The sequence below is a fragment of the Pseudomonas sp. Irchel s3a12 genome, assembly GCF_900187485.1.
Taxonomy (GTDB): domain Bacteria; phylum Pseudomonadota; class Gammaproteobacteria; order Pseudomonadales; family Pseudomonadaceae; genus Aquipseudomonas; species Aquipseudomonas neuropathica.
The window spans coordinates 448,958-466,016 of record NZ_FYDN01000002.1 but is presented as its reverse complement, the minus strand read 5'-3'; the positions used below and the strand labels follow the sequence as shown (position 1 = coordinate 466,016).

17 protein-coding genes are annotated in these 17,059 nt (G+C 58.7%); 15 read left to right on the top strand and 2 right to left on the bottom strand.

From position 1 onward, the window contains the following. Window positions 1-20 precede the first annotated feature (20 nt). Window positions 21-566 carry an acireductone dioxygenase gene (locus CKW14_RS05560; RefSeq protein WP_039763876.1) on the top strand — a complete coding sequence of 182 codons (546 nt, stop codon included), beginning with the start codon at window positions 21-23 and terminating at the stop codon, window positions 564-566. A gap of 4 nt (window positions 567-570) precedes the next feature. Further along, window positions 571-1,254 carry an acireductone synthase gene (mtnC, locus tag CKW14_RS05555; protein WP_095124928.1) on the top strand — a complete coding sequence of 228 codons (684 nt, stop codon included), beginning with the start codon at window positions 571-573 and terminating at the stop codon, window positions 1,252-1,254. A gap of 180 nt (window positions 1,255-1,434) precedes the next feature. Here mtnC and CKW14_RS05550 read toward each other — a convergent pair whose 3' ends face one another. Beyond that, on the bottom strand, window positions 1,435-1,713 hold the full coding sequence (locus CKW14_RS05550; protein WP_095124927.1) for a DUF3509 domain-containing protein: 279 nt from the start codon (window positions 1,711-1,713) through the stop codon (window positions 1,435-1,437). Window positions 1,714-2,103: 390 nt separating this feature from the next. Between CKW14_RS05550 and CKW14_RS05545 the strand changes: the two genes are divergently transcribed. The 10 genes from CKW14_RS05545 to CKW14_RS05500 all read left to right on the top strand — a co-directional run bounded on the left by CKW14_RS05545 (window position 2,104) and on the right by CKW14_RS05500 (window position 11,308). Further along, the gene (locus tag CKW14_RS05545) at window positions 2,104-3,942 is read left to right on the top strand and encodes a long-chain-acyl-CoA synthetase (protein ID WP_095050928.1); all 1,839 of its coding nucleotides are present in this window, start codon (window positions 2,104-2,106) and stop codon (window positions 3,940-3,942) included. 97 nt (window positions 3,943-4,039) lie between these two features. Further along, complete coding sequence (locus tag CKW14_RS05540; protein ID WP_095050929.1) at window positions 4,040-4,558, top strand: ankyrin repeat domain-containing protein; 519 nt, start codon at window positions 4,040-4,042, stop codon at window positions 4,556-4,558. Window positions 4,559-4,724: 166 nt separating this feature from the next. Continuing rightward, complete coding sequence (locus CKW14_RS05535; RefSeq protein WP_095050930.1) at window positions 4,725-5,255, top strand: hypothetical protein; 531 nt, start codon at window positions 4,725-4,727, stop codon at window positions 5,253-5,255. A gap of 77 nt (window positions 5,256-5,332) precedes the next feature. After that, entirely contained in the window at window positions 5,333-5,524 is a 192-nt protein-coding gene (locus CKW14_RS05530) for a PLDc N-terminal domain-containing protein (protein WP_007914053.1), read from the top strand. Between the two features lie 237 nt (window positions 5,525-5,761). Next, a complete protein-coding gene (speE, locus tag CKW14_RS05525; RefSeq protein ID WP_016982904.1) occupies window positions 5,762-6,637 on the top strand; it encodes a polyamine aminopropyltransferase in 876 nt (291 codons plus the stop codon). Window positions 6,638-6,857: 220 nt separating this feature from the next. Further along, window positions 6,858-7,091 (top strand): hypothetical protein, encoded by a 234-nt coding sequence (locus CKW14_RS05520; protein ID WP_007914057.1) that lies wholly within the window; start codon window positions 6,858-6,860, stop codon window positions 7,089-7,091. 209 nt (window positions 7,092-7,300) lie between these two features. Then, on the top strand, window positions 7,301-7,648 hold the full coding sequence (locus tag CKW14_RS05515; RefSeq protein WP_093441760.1) for a ribonuclease E inhibitor RraB: 348 nt from the start codon (window positions 7,301-7,303) through the stop codon (window positions 7,646-7,648). 487 nt (window positions 7,649-8,135) lie between these two features. Then, window positions 8,136-9,545: a circularly permuted type 2 ATP-grasp protein gene (locus CKW14_RS05510; RefSeq protein WP_007914061.1), complete on the top strand. Its 1,410-nt coding sequence runs from the start codon at window positions 8,136-8,138 to the stop codon at window positions 9,543-9,545. Between the two features lie 12 nt (window positions 9,546-9,557). Then, window positions 9,558-10,508 carry an alpha-E domain-containing protein gene (locus tag CKW14_RS05505; protein ID WP_016982907.1) on the top strand — a complete coding sequence of 317 codons (951 nt, stop codon included), beginning with the start codon at window positions 9,558-9,560 and terminating at the stop codon, window positions 10,506-10,508. After that, window positions 10,505-11,308: a transglutaminase family protein gene (locus CKW14_RS05500; protein ID WP_007914065.1), complete on the top strand. Its 804-nt coding sequence runs from the start codon at window positions 10,505-10,507 to the stop codon at window positions 11,306-11,308. Before CKW14_RS05505 ends, CKW14_RS05500 begins: the two co-directional genes overlap by 4 nt. Before the next feature lie 112 nt (window positions 11,309-11,420). Here CKW14_RS05500 and CKW14_RS05495 read toward each other — a convergent pair whose 3' ends face one another. Further along, a complete protein-coding gene (locus CKW14_RS05495; RefSeq protein WP_093441765.1) occupies window positions 11,421-12,242 on the bottom strand; it encodes a cytochrome c in 822 nt (273 codons plus the stop codon). 585 nt (window positions 12,243-12,827) lie between these two features. On the opposite strand from CKW14_RS05495, the gene CKW14_RS05485 reads away from it, so the two are divergent. The 3 genes from CKW14_RS05485 (at window position 12,828) to CKW14_RS05475 (ending at window position 17,017) form a co-directional block, all read left to right on the top strand. Then, window positions 12,828-14,033 carry an acetyl-CoA C-acetyltransferase gene (locus CKW14_RS05485; protein ID WP_095124925.1) on the top strand — a complete coding sequence of 402 codons (1,206 nt, stop codon included), beginning with the start codon at window positions 12,828-12,830 and terminating at the stop codon, window positions 14,031-14,033. Window positions 14,034-14,057: 24 nt separating this feature from the next. Then, the gene (locus CKW14_RS05480; protein WP_095124924.1) at window positions 14,058-16,202 is read left to right on the top strand and encodes a 3-hydroxyacyl-CoA dehydrogenase NAD-binding domain-containing protein; all 2,145 of its coding nucleotides are present in this window, start codon (window positions 14,058-14,060) and stop codon (window positions 16,200-16,202) included. A 92-nt stretch (window positions 16,203-16,294) separates the two neighbouring features. Then, window positions 16,295-17,017 (top strand): amidotransferase, encoded by a 723-nt coding sequence (locus CKW14_RS05475; protein ID WP_095050934.1) that lies wholly within the window; start codon window positions 16,295-16,297, stop codon window positions 17,015-17,017. Window positions 17,018-17,059: the final 42 nt, after the last annotated feature.

The window sequence follows — 17,059 nt, the reverse complement described above, 5'->3', positions numbered from 1 at the left end:
GATACCGAGGAATTGCCCCAATGAGCAGCCTGTCCGTCTATCACGTCTCAAGCCCTGAGATTCCGAACAAGGTGCTGACCCACTTTGAAGACATCGCCTCGACCCTGGCCGAGCAGGGCGTGCGCTTCGACCGCTGGCAAGCCGCCGCGAAAATCCAGCCCGGCGCCACCCAGGAAGAGGTGATCAGTGCTTATAAAGAGCAGATCGATAAGCTGATGACCGAGCGCGGTTACATCACTGTCGACGTCATCAGCCTGAACAGCGATCACCCGCAAAAAGCCGAGCTGCGCGCCAAGTTTCTCGAAGAGCATCGCCATGGCGAAGACGAAGTCAGATTTTTCGTCGCCGGCCGTGGGTTGTTTACCTTGCACATCGATGATTACGTCTACGCCGTACTCTGCGAAAAGAACGATTTGATCTCGGTGCCGGCCGGCACCAAGCACTGGTTCGACATGGGCGAGCATCCGCACTTTGTCGCGATCCGTCTGTTCAACAACCCTGAAGGCTGGGTTGCCAATTTCACCGGCGAAGACATCGCCGGCCGCTTCCCGCGTCTGGAGGACTGATTCGATGTCGATCAAAGCCATTGTTACGGACATCGAAGGCACTACCAGCGCGGTGAGTTTCGTCTTCGACGTGCTGTTTCCGTATGCCGCTAAACACCTGCCGGAATTTGTCCGCCAGAACGCCGAGCGCCCCGATGTGGCCGAGCAACTGGAGGCCGTGCGCCGTGACAGCAATGCGCCGCAGGCCGATGTTGAACGGGTTGTTGAAATTCTCTTGAGCTGGATCGAGGAAGATCGCAAAGCCACGCCGCTCAAGGCCTTGCAAGGCATGGTCTGGGCGCAGGGTTATCACGCCGGGCAATTGAAGGGGCATGTTTACCCGGATGCCGTTGAAGCGCTGCAGCGCTGGCATGCTGCCGGTTATCAACTATTTGTGTACTCGTCGGGTTCGATTCAGGCGCAGAAACTGATTTTCGGCTGCTCGGAGGCGGGGGATCTGACGCCGTTGTTCAGTGGTTATTTCGACACGACTTCAGGGCCCAAGCGTGAGGCGCAGTCCTACACCAATATTCAGAAAGCCATCGGCGTTGAACCGGGGGAGATCCTGTTTCTCTCGGACATTGTTGAAGAACTCGACGCCGCTCAGTCGGCAGGCATGCAAACCTGCGGCCTAGCCCGCGAAGGCGGGGAGTTGGGCAGCCACATCACCGTCGACACGTTCACCGGAATAGAACCCGAAGCCTTCTGACCTCACCGATCTAGTGTGGGAGCGAGCCTGCTCGCGAAAGCGTGCGTTCAGCCAGCATTTTCAGTGGCTGACACACCCTATTCGCGAGCAGGCTCGCTCCCACAGGTTTTGCATAAGCCACAAAAAACAGGCCGTGAAGCGAAAGCTCCACGGCCTGTTTTGTTTAATGCGCTTTAAAAATTACAGCGAGTGATATGTCGGCAGAGCAAAACGCTGCTGGCTCTGCAGCATGGCAATTTGCGGCAACTCACTGGCTTGTTCTGCCAGGTCACGACGAATTGCACTGATCGCCCACGACAGTTGGTCGCCGGCATGCAGTTGTTGATAAGTCAGTGCGCGTTTGAACACTTTGCCGTCGCTGCTGCGCAGGGTCAGCAGGATCCCGCCATCGGGACGTGGCGTAGTGGTGACGTCGAAGTTGGAGAACAGGGAGGTAAATTTTTCTTGGATCAGGCTCATGTCTTTCAGCTCCGTATGCACTTGAATGGCAAGCATGCAGAGGAGGTTGCAGCGATTGTGCCAGCATTTGAAAATAAAATAATCGTTATAAATCAAAGACTTAAAAATAATGAAAATTCAGGTTGTCGTGCAAAGTGCATGAATGGCCATCGTGCATCCTGCATTTTGCGGGATCGATATCGATTCGATTGAACCAATCGCAGATCCGCAGATCCGCTGCGCTCGCTAAAGAGCAGCGGATACAAAACATTGCAAAAACCGCGTGTACAGCCCGAGAAGCGCTGACGTATTTTCGACCTCGACCTGTGCTCGAATGCGCCGGTTGCTTCAAGTCAAAGCCCGAAAAATAAAAACATCGACCTGCACGTCAAGGTCGAACGGGGAGTTGTCATGAGTCACGCGCCAAGCGACACGATTACCTGGGGCATGATGCTCCGCAAACTGCCGATGATTGCCAAAGCCATCCCGCGGGTGGTCAAGGGCATGAAGGTGGCCAACGTCACGGATCCGACCCAAAGCTGTGGCCTTGGCTGGACATTCGAGCAAGCGACACTGCGCAATCCCGAGGGGCCGGCGTTATTGCACGGCGATGTGCGGCTGACCTATGCGCAGGTCAACCAGTGGGCCAACCGCATCGCTCACTATCTGAACGGGCAGGGCATCGGCAAGGGCGACGTGGTCGCGGTGTTTATCGAAAACCGCCCGGAACTGCTGGTGACCATTCTGGCGCTGGCCAAGGTCGGCGCGGTCAGCGCGCTGCTCAACACCTCGCAGACGCGTGACACACTTGTCCACAGTGTGAATCTGGTGGCGCCGGTGGCGATTATTGTGGGCGAAGAACTGCTTGCGGCGTATGCGGCGATTCGCGATCAAGTAGCGATCACTGCACCGCGCACCTGGTTTGTCGCCGATCAGGACACCTACAGCCATCCGGGCATTGCGCCCGACGGGTACGTCAACCTGATCAGCGCCAGTGCCGACGCCTCCAGCGAGAATCCGCCGAGCAGCCAGCAGATCTTCTTCGACGATCCGTGTTTCTACATTTATACCTCCGGCACCACCGGCCTGCCCAAGGCCGGGGTGTTCAAGCATGGGCGCTGGATGCGCAGCTCCGCCAGTTTCGGCATGATCGCCCTTAACATGAGTCCAGACGATGTCGTCTATTGCACTTTGCCGCTGTACCACGCCACCGGTCTTTGCGTGTGCTGGGGTTCGGCGGTAAACGGTGCCTCGGGCTTCGCGATCCGTCGCAAGTTCAGCGCCAGTCAGTTCTGGAGCGACGTGCGCCGCTACCGTGCAACCACCATTGGTTACGTCGGCGAGCTGTGCCGTTACCTGGTCGATCAACCGGCCAGCGCCGATGACAGCCGTCACGATGTGCGCAAGATGATCGGCAACGGCTTGCGCCCCGGCGCTTGGGCCGAGTTCAAGACACGTTTTGCCGTCGAGCACATCTGTGAGCTGTACGCGGCGAGCGACGGCAACATCGGATTCACCAACATTCTCAACTTCGACAACACCATCGGTTTCTCCCTGATGGCTTGGGAATTGGTCGCCTACGATCATGACAGCGGCGAGCCGATCCGCAGTCCTGACGGATTCATGCGCAAGGTCGGCAAAGGCGAGCAGGGGCTTTTGCTGGCACGGATCGATGAAAAAGCTCCATTGGACGGCTACACCGATCCACAGAAAACCGCCAAGGTCGTGTTGCACGACGTGTTTAGCAAAGGCGATCGTTTTTTCAACACCGGCGACCTGCTACGCAACATCGGCTTCGGCCACGCTCAATTTGTCGATCGCCTCGGCGACACCTATCGCTGGAAGGGCGAAAACGTCTCGACCACCGAAGTCGAAAATCTTCTGCTGCAACACCCGCATATTTCCGAGGCGGTGGCTTATGGCGTGGAGATCTGCAATACCAACGGCCGCGCCGGTATGGCGGCGATCACCCCGGCGGAATCCCTTGCGACGCTGGATTTCGCCGAGTTGCTGACTTTTGCCCGGGAGCGCATGCCAGCTTATGCCGTGCCGTTGTTCCTGCGAGTGAAGGTCAAGATGGAAACCACTGGCACCTTCAAATACCAGAAAACCCGACTCAAGAACGAGGGCTTCGATCCCGGCCAGACGGGGGATGACCCGATCTTCGCATGGCTGCCCGGCACGCAGACTTACGTTCGGGTCACCGATGAAGTGTTGGCGGAAATTCATCAGGGCAAGCATCGTTATTGAATCTGGCTATGGCTCGACTTGAGAAAAAGGGGGTGACAGCCACCGTCTCGCTCGGGAAACTGTCGGCTTTCCGATTGACCGAAAGTGGAGTTGCCCCATGTCCGACCAAAGCCGCCAGATGACCCCTGAAGAAGCTGCCGAATTCACCGAGCAGGTTTTCAACAAGGCGCGCGACGGTGATGCCGAGATGCTTGATCGCCTGGTCACGGCCGGTTTGCCAGTCAACCTGAAGAACAGCAAGGGTGACACGTTGTTGATGTTGGCCAGCTATTACGGCCATCTGGATGCGGTGCAGGTGTTGCTTAAACACAAGGCCGACCCGGAAATGCGCAATGGCAACGGCCAGAGCCCGATTGCCGGCGCCGCATTCAAAGGCGATCTGCCGGTGGTCAAGGCGCTGGTCGAAGCGGGCGCAGAGATCGAAGGCTCGTCGTTTGATGGGCGTACGGCGCTGATGATGGCGGCGATGTTCAACCGCGTTGAAATCGTTGATTACCTGATCAGCAAGGGTGCCAATGCGCAAGCCAAGGACGCCAATGGCGTGACAGCGCTGGATGCGGCGCGCACGATGGGGGCGGTTGATACCACCGCGCAGCTGGAAAAACTGCTGGCCTGACGGGCCTCAAAAGATCGCAGCTTGCGGCAGCTCCTACATTGAACGCGTTGGCCTGCCATTCCGTGGATGAGCGCTGAACGTAGGAGCTGCCGAAGGCTGCGATCTTTTGCTTTGTGCGCTATCCTCCGCGCCCTCGAAATTCACCTTCGCCACAGGATCAGCCCTCATGAAAGCCGCACTCGTCGAACTCATCAGCAAAATCAGCTCTGGCTGCATGGGCGAGGACGAGATCGTGAAAGTGGCTGACGAAGCCGCGCAAGCCTACGCCGATGCCGATGCCTTTCTGGCAGCCAACCCGGACATCAACTACGACGACACATTCCCGATTGCGTTGGGCGAGTGGGTCGTGGTCGGCAGCCTGCCGGAAACCGTGCTGTTCCAGGCCGACACCTACGTTGACCTGTTTGCACAGATCGTCGCCTCGTTCGGCCCTGGTGTGGATTTCAACCTCAAACCCAAGCAACTGGCCAAGACCGAAGCCCTGACTGCACTCAACCGCATCCAGGTGCAAATGAGCAGCATGAACAAGGAAAACGGCGGTTACACGCTGATGGACTTCAGCCAGTTGCTCGACGACGAACTGCAGGTGGTACTGGTCTACGGTAACGATGTGTCACGGGTGCTGGAGTTGTGCGCCGAAGTCGGTATCGCCGCTGCGCCATCGCTCGAAGCGCTCAAGATCGCCGTGCACGTCTGAGCGAGATAGCAATAAAAGGGAACCCTGCGCGCGACCGTCTATCCTAAAAGTGCATGCCACTATTCTGGAGCGACACCATGGGTTCCACGTTCAACGGTCTGATTGGCCTGATCATCCTCGCCCTCGACATCTGGGCCATCATCAATGTGCTGAAAAGCGGCGCCACCACCGGGATGAAAATCGTCTGGGTGCTGCTGATCATCCTCCTGCCAGTGCTGGGCCTGATCATCTGGGCGATTGCCGGACCGCGGGGCAACGTGCGGATCTAGCCACAAACTTCGTGAGCATCCCAAAACCTGTGGGAGCTGGCTTGCCAGCGATAGGATCACTGCGGTGTCACTGATGAACCGAGTTGACCCTATCGCTGGCAAGCCAGCTCCCACAAGGATTGTGGTGGGCCGATGAAGTGAGGTTCGACCTGTCATCTTCGGCAACGTAGAATGCGCGCCTTTCCCGGGCAATCGTCCCCACGATTGGCGCCCGCGCATTCATCGGAGCACTTGACCATGACCGTCACCAAAACCAGCGAGTACCTGGAAACCCTCTACGAAGGCTACGGCCAGCGTTTTCGCATGGAAAAACTGCTGCACGAAGTGCGCACCGAACACCAGCACCTGGTGATTTTCCAGAACCCGCGCATGGGCCGGGTGATGGCGCTGGACGGCGTGATCCAGACCACCGAAGCCGACGAATTCATCTATCACGAAATGCTCACCCACGTGCCAATCCTCGCCCACGGCAGCGCCAAGCGCGTGCTGATCATTGGTGGCGGTGACGGCGGCATGCTCCGTGAAGTGACCAAGCATGCCGGTGTCGAGCACATCACCATGGTCGAGATCGACGGCACCGTGGTCGATATGTGCAAAGAGTTCCTGCCGAACCACTCCAGCGGCGCCTACGACGATCCGCGCCTGAACCTGGTGATTGACGACGGCATGCGTTTCGTCGCCACCACCACGGAAAAATTCGACGTGATCATCTCCGACTCCACCGACCCGATCGGCCCGGGCGAAGTGTTGTTCTCGGAGAACTTCTATCAGGCGTGCCATCGCTGCCTGAACGAGGGCGGTATCCTCGTGACCCAGAACGGTACGCCGTTCATGCAGATTGACGAAGTGAAAACCACTGCCGGTCGCCTGAACAGCCTGTTCCCGGACTGGCACTTCTACCAGGCAGCCGTGCCGACCTACATCGGCGGCTCGATGACTTTCGCCTGGGGCTCGACCAATCCGGCGTACCGCAAACTGAGCCGTGAAACCCTGCAACAGCGCTTCATCGGCAGCGGCATCGTCACCCGCTACTACAACCCGGAAATCCACATTGGTGCGTTCGCCTTGCCGCAGTACGTGCTGCAGGCGATCAACAAGCCAAGCAACGACTGAATAATCGCTGCAAGTCTTTGTAGGAGTGAGCCTGCTCGCGATTACGGTTTGTCTACCAACATCAGCGTTGGATGAGAAATCGCTATCGCGAGCAGGCTCACTCCTACAGTCGATGTCGTTTTTTTCATCTTCGCCCGTTGTAATCCTTTTGAACCAACTTTCGGCGTACACAGTCGAGATAGGTGTAAGCCCATTTGCGGGTTTGATCGAGGAGGCACCGATGCAAAAGTGGAAAGTCACTTTCGTGGACGATCATGGTGAAATTGTCGATGAGGTGTTCGAGCGCGCGGAATGCCCCAGCGACGATGAGGCCGCTCGATTGATCAAGGCACGGCTCCTGCCCGTCGCCGCCGAACTGGATCTGAACGATCTGGAAGGGCGCACCGCCGATGCTGGCGTCAAAAGCCTGAAAACCCAGAACAGCATCGAAATCCGCAGCATCACCCCAATCTGAAATACTTCTTGTCACCTTCAACACCAGGCCTTGGCAGCAGCTCTATCTTGGGGCTACTCTGCAAGCGAGATCAGCGAACGGATCGCTAAGGTCTGGTCTTGTCAGCTACATGCTTGTTCCCGCGTGCAACCACGTTGCCGTCGTACTTTGGCCAGAGGCCCGGGGCGGGAATACGGAAAGTCTATCCATCTATGCGAGGGGGACGATTCATGAGCACAGCCTATCAAGAAGACATCAGCAGCAATGTTCTGCGCCGCATGAAAGAAGGCGGTTTCGATTTTTCCCGATTCCATCCCATCGAGTTCTACGCAATTTTCCCGGACGAGGAGCGGGCGCGCAGGGCGGCAGGCAAATTTCGTGGTGAATCCATCAATGCCCAGGTCAGCCTGCGTGATGACGGTGCGTGGGCGCTGGAATTGAGCAAAGTGATGTACGCGACATATGACGATATCGGCGACTTCGAGCAGGGATTCTCTGCCGTGGTTGAACCTCTGGGTGGCATTATCGAAGGCTGGGGTGTGAAGCAGGAGGTGCGCAACCGCCACCGTTTGAACTGATCTCTGGTTTCATTTGTTGAGCAACGGCTGACCTTCGGGTTGGCCGTTGTCATTTCCGGCATAAGCAAAACGCTGTGGCAAAACCCTGAAACAAGAAACCGAGGCAAAAAAAAGCCACCGGAGAGGGTGGCTAAAAGGGAAGACCGATAAGGAGAGGAAACCGGTCAGGGTTACAGCGGGGCGGGCCGCCGAGGCGATCCCAATCAGTTGAGCTGGCCGCTTCATGGCGCCGGGGCCGGTGAAGATTTGCAGCGAATGTGCGGATTATCCGCAGGCAGCGCCGGGCAGTGAAATCAACTCTGACTATGCTGGTGATAGGCGATGCAGTGCGTCGCAATGAAGCGGGGGCAATCCGGTTGGGGCATTTGCCGCACAGGAATGGTGCGGTGCCTGCGGCGTGTATTTCCAACCGATTGAAATCAAAGCGTTTATGCCGATGGCACGGGCCTTGCGAAGGCCTGTATGTCCGGGTGACAAGGAGTACGGCATGATCCGCACCTATTTTGATGAGATGTACGATGCCGGCGGCCAGGTTCGCCCGCATTATCGGGAGTTCGCCCGATGGCTGGCTGATACGCCGGATGAGCTGTTGGCCCAGCGGCGACGCGAGGCCGATCTGCTGTTCCATCGCGCCGGCATCACGTTCACGCTCTATGGCGACGAGCAGGGCACCGAGCGCCTGATTCCTTTCGACACCATCCCGCGCAGCATCCCTGCCAGTGAATGGCGAATCGTCGAGCGCGGGTGCATCCAGCGGGTCAAGGCGTTGAACATGTTCCTCGCCGACCTCTATCACGAGCAGCGCATTATCAAGGCCGGGATCATTCCCGCCGAACAGGTGCTGGCCAACGAGCAATATCAGTTGGCGATGCAAGGCCTGGATCTGCACCGCGATATCTATTCGCACATCTCCGGCGTCGATCTGGTGCGCGACGGCGACGGCACTTATTACGTGCTCGAAGACAACCTGCGTACACCGAGCGGCGTCAGCTACATGCTCGAAGACCGAAAGATGATGATGCGCCTGTTCCCGGAGCTGTTCGCCGCGCAGCGTATTGCCCCGATCGATCACTACCCGAACCTGTTGCTCGACACCCTGAAAAGCTCAAGTCCGATCGATGACCCGAGCGTGGTGGTGCTGACGCCGGGGCGCTTCAACAGTGCGTTCTTCGAGCACGCATTCCTGGCGCGGGAAATGGGCGTGGAGTTGGTGGAAGGCGCGGATCTGTTCGTTCGCGACGACAAAGTTTTCATGCGCACTACGGACGGCCCGAAAGCGGTGGACGTTATCTACCGTCGGCTCGACGACGCGTTTCTCGATCCACTGGCGTTCAATCCCGATTCGATGCTCGGTGTGCCGGGGCTGCTGTCCTCTTATCGCTCGGGCAACGTGGTGCTGGCCAACGCCATCGGCACCGGCGTAGCGGACGACAAATCGGTGTATCCGTTCGTTACTGACATGATCCGGTTCTACCTCGACGAAGAGCCGATTTTGAAGAACGTACCGACCTGGCAATGCCGCAACCCGTCTGAACTTTCTCATGTGCTGGCCAATCTTCCAGATCTGGTGGTCAAGGAAACCCAAGGCTCAGGCGGTTACGGAATGTTGGTCGGGCCGGCATCGACGAAAGCGGAAATCGATGCTTTCCGCGAACGGATCAAAGCCAAACCCCACGCGTACATCGCGCAACCGACGCTGTCGCTGTCGACCTGTCCGACCTTTGTCGAAAACGGCATCGCGCCGCGCCATATCGACTTGCGTCCGTTTGTCTTGTCCGGGCGCGAAACCCGGGTGGTTCCCGGCGGTTTGACCCGTGTGGCGCTGCGCGAAGGCTCCTTGGTGGTGAATTCCTCCCAGGGTGGCGGAACCAAGGACACCTGGGTAGTCGAGGATTGAAGGAAGCTTGCCATGTTAAGTAGAACTGCCTCGGATCTGTATTGGATGTCGCGTTACCTGGAGCGGGCGGAAAACCTCGCCCGGATGCTCGACATCAGTTATTCGCTGTCGCTGATGCCGCAGGACGGTCGTGGCGATGGTTTGCACGAATTGGCCATGCCGTTGCTGATCACCGGTACCCTTGACGATTACCTCGAGCGCCATGGCGCGCTACATGCTGAGCGTCTGCTGCATTTTTTTGCCCTCGATGCGGCTAACCCGGCGAGCATTTACAGCTGCCTCGGCGCGGCGCGGGCCAGTGCCCATGCGGTGCGTGGGCGCATCACGGCGGACATGTGGGAGAACATCAATTCGACGTGGCTGGAAATTCGCGGCATCGCCGAACAGGGCCTCAGTCGCTATGGCATGAGCCGTTTCTGCGAATGGATCAAGGAACGTTCGCACCTGTTCCGTGGTGCGTCGTACGGCACGATCATGCGTAATGATGCGTTTCGTTTCATTCGCCTCGGTACGTTCATCGAACGCGCGGACAACACCCTGCGATTGCTCGATGCGCGCTATGAAATGGCTGGCGATCAGGCTGAAGCAGTCAGCGACGGTACGGCCCACGCCTACTACCAGTGGAGCGCCTTGCTGCGCGCCTTGTCGTCATTCGAGGCCTACACCGAAATCTACCGCGATGCGCCCGGCGCCCGGCATGTTGCCGAGTTGTTGCTGTTGCGTGCCGATGTACCGCGTTCACTGCGTGCCTGCACCGAAGAGATCGATCAGATTCTCGCGCAACTGCCCGGTGCCAATGGCCGTCCGGCACAGCGTCTGGCGGCAGAGATGGACGCGCGCCTGCGCTACACCGGCATCAACGAAATTCTCGAGGAAGGCCTGCACGCGTGGCTGACCGAATTCATCCCGCTGGTGCGCCAGTTGGGCAACGCCATTCACAGTTCCTACCTGGAGGCTGCATGAGACTTTCCATAAGCCACGAGACCACCTATCACTACGAGGATCAGGTGCGGGCGAGCATCCAGTACCTGCGACTGACCCCACACGATAGCGAACGTCAACACGTGTTGAGCTGGCAGCTCGATCTGCCGCGCCCGGTGCGTGCGCAACTCGATCCGTTCGGCAATATCCTGCATGTGCTGACCATGGACGAGCCGCACGAAGCGATCATCATTGGTGCGCGCGGGCAGGTTGATATCGACGAACTGCGCGAGGCCGAGCATGAGAGCCAGTCGGCGCTGCCGTTCCTGCGCTTTACCCGTTTGACCGAGGCGGATGAGGCGTTACGCGCGTTCGCCGAGAAATCCTGCAAGCAGCGGCGTGATCGCACAGCGCTGATCGATCTGATGCACGGCTTGAATCAGCACATGACCTACACGCCGGGGTCCACCGAGGTCGACACCAGCGCCGCCGAGGCCTTCGCCGGGCGTGCGGGTGTTTGCCAGGATCATGCTCACGCGTTTCTGGCTTGCGCACGCAGTCTCGGGATTCCGTCGCGTTATGTGTCGGGGTATCTGTACAGCGAGGATTGCGAGCATCTGGCCAGCCACGCCTGGGCTGAAGCGTGGCTGGATGACGCCTGGTACAGCTTTGATGTGACCAATGAACTGGCGCGGCCCGAGCGCCATCTGAAACTGGCGGTAGGTCTGGATTATCTGGATGCCTGCCCGGTGCGCGGTATGCGCCGGGGCGGTGGGTGTGAGCAGATGCATGCGAAAGTGTTCGTCTCGCCAACTCCGATCATCTCGGTGCAACAACAGTAAACGCCGTACCCCTGTGGGAGCGAGCCTGCTCGCGATAGCGGTCTGTCAGTTACAAATGTGCTGACTGATACACCGCTATCGCGAGCAGGCTCACTCCTTTAAGGAAATGTGCTCAGGGCTTAACCTTGCGCCCGGCCATGTGCTTGAGATATCCCACCAGCATTTCCAGATCCCCCTCCGGTAACACCTCCACCGAAAACCCTGGCATCTTCGCCTGCGGCCACTGACGCAAACTCTGCGGATCACGAATGTAGCGCTTGAGGAAATCCGCGCCGAAATACTCGGTCGGGCTGTAAGGAATATTCAGATCCGGCCCGAATTGCGCATCACCCGCACCGTTCAACCGGTGACACGCCAGACAGTTTTTCTGAAACAGCGCAAACCCTTGATTCACCGGGTCATCTGCCTTCAACGCAGGATCCGGCAGCAGGGCAGGGAAGCGTTCGGCCACCGGCGCCATGCGCTTGATGCTCGCGACTTCGAACGGCCACTGCTCCGGGCTGATATTGCCGGCCTGCGGATCGGTCCAGACCAGGTAGAACGGCCCGGCGCTGTGCTTGCCTTCCGACAGCGGTGGCCACGGCTGCGCCGGATCTTCGATGGCCAGCCATGCTCGCGCACCTGTTGTATTAAGCAACGGCGCAGCTGACAACTCGGCGGCAAAGCCGTCCAGTGCCACCGCTTGCAGATGATCCTGCGGTTTGATCCCTGTCAGTAATGCGGCCACAGGCACGGCGCGATAAGTCATGTCCTTCTTGTAGGACACATCGTTTTTGATCGTCAGGGTTTGCACTTGAGGATGCTTGAGCAATTCCTCGGTCTGCCAGGTGCGGCTGCTTGCGCCCAGTTGCAGATCCAACTGGGCGGCAGACAAGGGCATGCTCAGCAGCATGGCCCCGAACACAATGAGCGCTTTCAAATGATCGCCGTCCATGTCGTGAGAGTGCGCCAAGGTTGGCACAGCCACGCTGGCCCGGGTAGCGGGCCAGTCACATTTTCAGTGGCGATGAACAGCGCCTGCCGCTCGACTCAGCCGATGACCTTGGTCAGATTCGGCAAAATCAACAACAGCGTCGTGGCGAAAAGAATGAGCCCTGCTTGACGAACTTTCGGTTGTTTGAACATGGCTTGACCGCCTTTATTGTTATTTCCTGATGCCTGCCTGCATATCCATGACGGCAAGCGCTGCACTTCCTGTTGAAGAACGTCTGCCTCGGCAAAACCCGACGACCCTGACGTACATGTTCTACATTAGGGGCCGCGTCACGCTTGGCTTAGATCCATTTCATATGGAATGCTTGCCAGATGCGATAAAAAAGGCATGAGGCTTATTGCCAGCTTCTTTGCCGGCCGCTGGCTAGACAACTCGCCGACCTGAACCGGTTCACCCAGCTGCCGATGACCGTCCGTCTGAGCGTGTGCGTCAACCGCATTGAGCGCTGTGGTCATTGAATCCATGGCCGCACGGGTCAAGAGTGGAGTCACAAGCAATCACTCCCCGCACAGGTTCGAGGACGTCATGACCCAAGCTTTGATATTCGATGCGTTACGCACGCCCCGTGGCAGAGGCAAGGCCGATGGCGCCCTGCACAGCGTCAAACCGGTGAATCTGCTGGCCGGTCTGCTGGCCGCGCTGCAAGCGCGCACCGCGCTGGACACCAGTCAGGTCGATGACGTGGTCATTGGCTGCGTGACGCCGATTGGCGATCAGGGCTCGGACATCGCCAAAACCGCAGTGCAAGTGGCCGATTGGGACGTCAGTGTCGCGGGTGTGCAGATCAACCGTTTCTGCGCCTCGGGACTCGAAGCGGTCAACCTTGGCGCAATGAAAGTGCGTTCGGGCTTCGAAGACCTGGTGGTGGTCGGTGGCGTCGAGTCGATGTCGCGGGTGCCGATGGGCAGCGACGGTGGCGCCTGGGCGCTGGATCCGCAAACCAACCTGCACAGTCATTTCACTCCGCAAGGTGTTGGCGCGGACCTTATCGCCACGCTGGAAGGCTTCAGCCGTCAGGACGTCGATGCCTATGCGCTGCACTCGCAACAGAAGGCCGCGCGGGCCCGGGCTGACGGCTCGTTCAACAAGTCGCTGGTGCCGGTGCAGGACCAGAACGGCATCATTCTGCTCGATCACGATGAGTTCATTCGTGCCGAGTCGACTCTGGAAGGCTTGGGCAAGCTCAAGCCGAGTTTCGAAATGATCGGCCAGATGGGTTTTGACGCCACGGCGCTGCGGGTCTACAGCCATGTCGAACGCATCAATCACGTGCACACCCCGGGCAACAGCTCAGGGATCGTCGACGGTGCAGCACTGATGCTGATCGGCTCCGAATCCAAGGGGCGTGCGCTGGGCCTGCAACCTCGGGCGCGCATTGTCGCCACGGCGGTCACCAGCACCGATCCGACCATCATGCTCACCGGCCCGGCGCCGGCAACGCGCAAGGCACTGGCAAAGGCCGGGCTGCGCGTTGAAGACATCGACCTGTTCGAGGTCAACGAAGCGTTTGCCTCGGTGGTGCTGAAGTTCATCAAGGACATGGCGGTCGACCCGGACAAGGTCAACGTCAACGGCGGTTCCATCGCTATGGGCCACCCGCTGGGCGCGACCGGTTGCGCGATCCTCGGCACCTTGCTCGATGAGCTGGAAGCGCGGCGTCTGCGCTATGGCCTGGCGACGCTGTGCGTCGGCGGCGGCATGGGCATTGCCACCATCATCGAACGCCTCTGAGCCCCGAATTCAAGGAACCTTGTTATGAGCGAAGCCATTCGTTACGAAAAAGGCCAGGACGCGATCGTCGTGCTGACCATCGACATGCCGGGCCAGAGCGCCAACACCATGAACGCCGTTTACCGCGAGGCCATGGCCGCTTGCGTTGCCCGTCTAGTGACTGAAAAAGACCAGATTGCCGGGGTCATCATCACCTCGGCGAAGAAAACCTTCTTTGCCGGCGGCGACCTTAAGGAGCTGATCAAGATCGGCAAGCCCGAAGCCAAAGCCTTCTACGACATGGTGCTGACCCTCAAAGCGCAGTTACGCACCCTAGAGACCCTCGGCAAACCGGTGGTCGCGGCGATCAACGGCGCGGCGCTGGGTGGCGGTTGGGAAATCTGCCTCGCCTGTCACCACCGCGTGGCGCTGGACGATGCATCAGTGCAACTCGGTCTGCCGGAAGTAACTCTCGGCCTGTTGCCGGGCGGCGGCGGGGTGGTGCGCATGGTGCGTATGCTTGGCATCGAAAAAGCGCTGCCGTATTTACTCGAAGGCAAGAAAGTGCGTTCGCAACAGGCGTTGCAGGCGGGTTTGATTGATGAGCTGGCGGCGGATCGCGATGAGTTGCTGGCCAAGGCGCGCGCCTGGATCGTTGCCAATCCGACGGCAGTGCAGCGCTGGGATGTGAAGGGTTATCAGATTCCGGGCGGTACGCCGTCGAATCCGAAAGTCGCGCAGATGCTGGCGATTGCGCCGTCGATTCTGCGTAGCAAGACCCAAGGGACAATGCCGGCGCCGGAGAAAATCCTCTGCGCGGTAGTCGAGGGCGCTCAGGTCGATTTCGACACCGCGCACTTGATCGAAACCCGTTACTTCACCGAACTGACCACCGGGCAGATCTCGAAAAACCTGATTGGCACGTTCTGGTTTCAACTCAACGAGATCAATGCTGGTGGTTCGCGGCCGCAGGGTTTTGCGCCGTATGTCACGCGTAAGGTCGGCGTGCTTGGCGCAGGGATGATGGGCGCGGGTATTGCCTTTGTCAGTGCTTCGGCGGGCATTGAAGTGGTGCTTAAGGATGTCAATCTGGTTGCCGCCGAGAAAGGCAAAGCACATTCTGCGGCGTTGCTGGACAAGAAAGTCGCCCGTGGGCAGATGGATGCTTTGAAGCGTGATGAGGTGTTGGCGCGGATCACCCCATCCGAAAGTGATGCGGATCTCGCGGGTTGCGATCTGATCATCGAAGCGGTGTTTGAGGATCGCGATCTCAAGGCCAGGGTTTCCTCTGCCGCCCAGCAAGTTGTCGGCGCCGAAGCGGTCATCGCTTCGAATACATCGACGTTGCCTATTACCGGGCTGGCAAAGGCTGTGCCTGATCCTGGCAAATTCATCGGCCTGCATTTCTTCAGTCCGGTGGAAAAAATGCCGCTGGTGGAAATCATCAAAGGTGCACAGACCACCGATGAAACGCTTGCCCGAGGTTTTGATTTCGTCCTGCAAATCAAGAAAACCCCGATCGTCGTCAACGATAGTCGCGGCTTCTTTACTTCACGCGTCTTCGGCACCTTCACCAACGAAGGTATCGCCATGCTCGGCGAAGGCGTGAGCGCGCCGATGATCGAGACCGAAGCGCGCAAGGCCGGGATGCCGGTCGGGCCTCTGGCGATCTCTGACGAAGTTTCCCTCAGCCTGATGAGCCATATCCGTCAGCAAACCGCCAAGGACCTACAGGCAGAAGGGAAACCGCTGATTGAACACCCGGCCTTCGCCGTGATTGACTTGCTGCTTCACGAGTACAAGCGTTCGGGCAAAGCGGCGGGTGGCGGCTTCTATGATTATCCGGTCGGCGCGCAGAAACATTTGTGGCCCGAGCTGAAGCCGCGCTTCGAGAAGCCCGACGGGCAGATTTCGCCTAAAGACGTGCGTGATCGGCTGTTGTTCGTGCAGGCCATTGAAACGGTGCGTTGTGTGGAAGAGGGCGTGCTGACCTCGACGGCGGATGCCAACGTCGGCTCGATCTTCGGTATCGGTTTTGCGCCGTGGACCGGCGGTGCGTTGCAGTTCATCAACCAATACGGAGTGAAAGATTTCGTCGCCCGCGCGCAGTATCTGGCTGAGCAGTATGGCGAGCGTTTCGCACCGCCCGCGCTGCTGCTGGACAAAGCGGCAAAAGGTGAAATGTTCTAAGGACAACGCGCATTCCGGGGCTTGCCTTGCCAGGGGGTTTCAAGGCAGGCTCTGGGGTGTTCATTATTCCCATCACGTGTCAGGTATTTTTTATGTCGCTACGCATCTGCATTCTGGAAACCGACATCCTGCGTCCAGAACTGGTCGATCAATATCAGGGTTACGGGCAGATGTTCCAGCGCCTGTTCTCACAGCAACCGATTGCCGCCGAGTTCACCGTCTACAACGTGATGCAGGGCGAATACCCAAGCGACGACCAGACCTTCGACGCGTACCTGGTCACCGGCAGCAAGGCCGATTCGTTCGGCACTGACCCGTGGATTCAAACCCTCAAGGAATACCTGCTGAGCCGCTACGAGCGCGGCGACAAACTGCTCGGCGTGTGCTTCGGCCATCAACTGCTGGCGCTGCTGCTCGGCGGCAAGAGCGAGCGCGCGACCCAGGGTTGGGGTGTCGGTACCCACAACTACAAACTCGCGGCCAAGGCGCCGTGGATGAACCCGGTACGCGAAGAGCTGACGCTACTGATCAGTCACCAGGATCAGGTCACTGCGCTACCGGAAAACGCCACCGTCATTGCTTCGAGTGATTTCTGCCCGTTTGCGGCGTATCACATCAACGATCAGGTGCTGTGCTTCCAGGGGCACCCGGAGTTCATCCATGATTATTCGCGGGCGCTGCTGGATCTGCGTCAGGAAGCGCTGGGTTCGCAAATCTACAGCAAAGGTGTGGCGAGCCTGGAGCAGGAACACCATGGCGCTACGGTTGCGGAGTGGATGATGCGTTTTGTGGCGCACAAACCAGAAACTGTCTAAGGCCAAAAGCTTCGCGAGCAGGCTCGCGCCCACATTGGATTT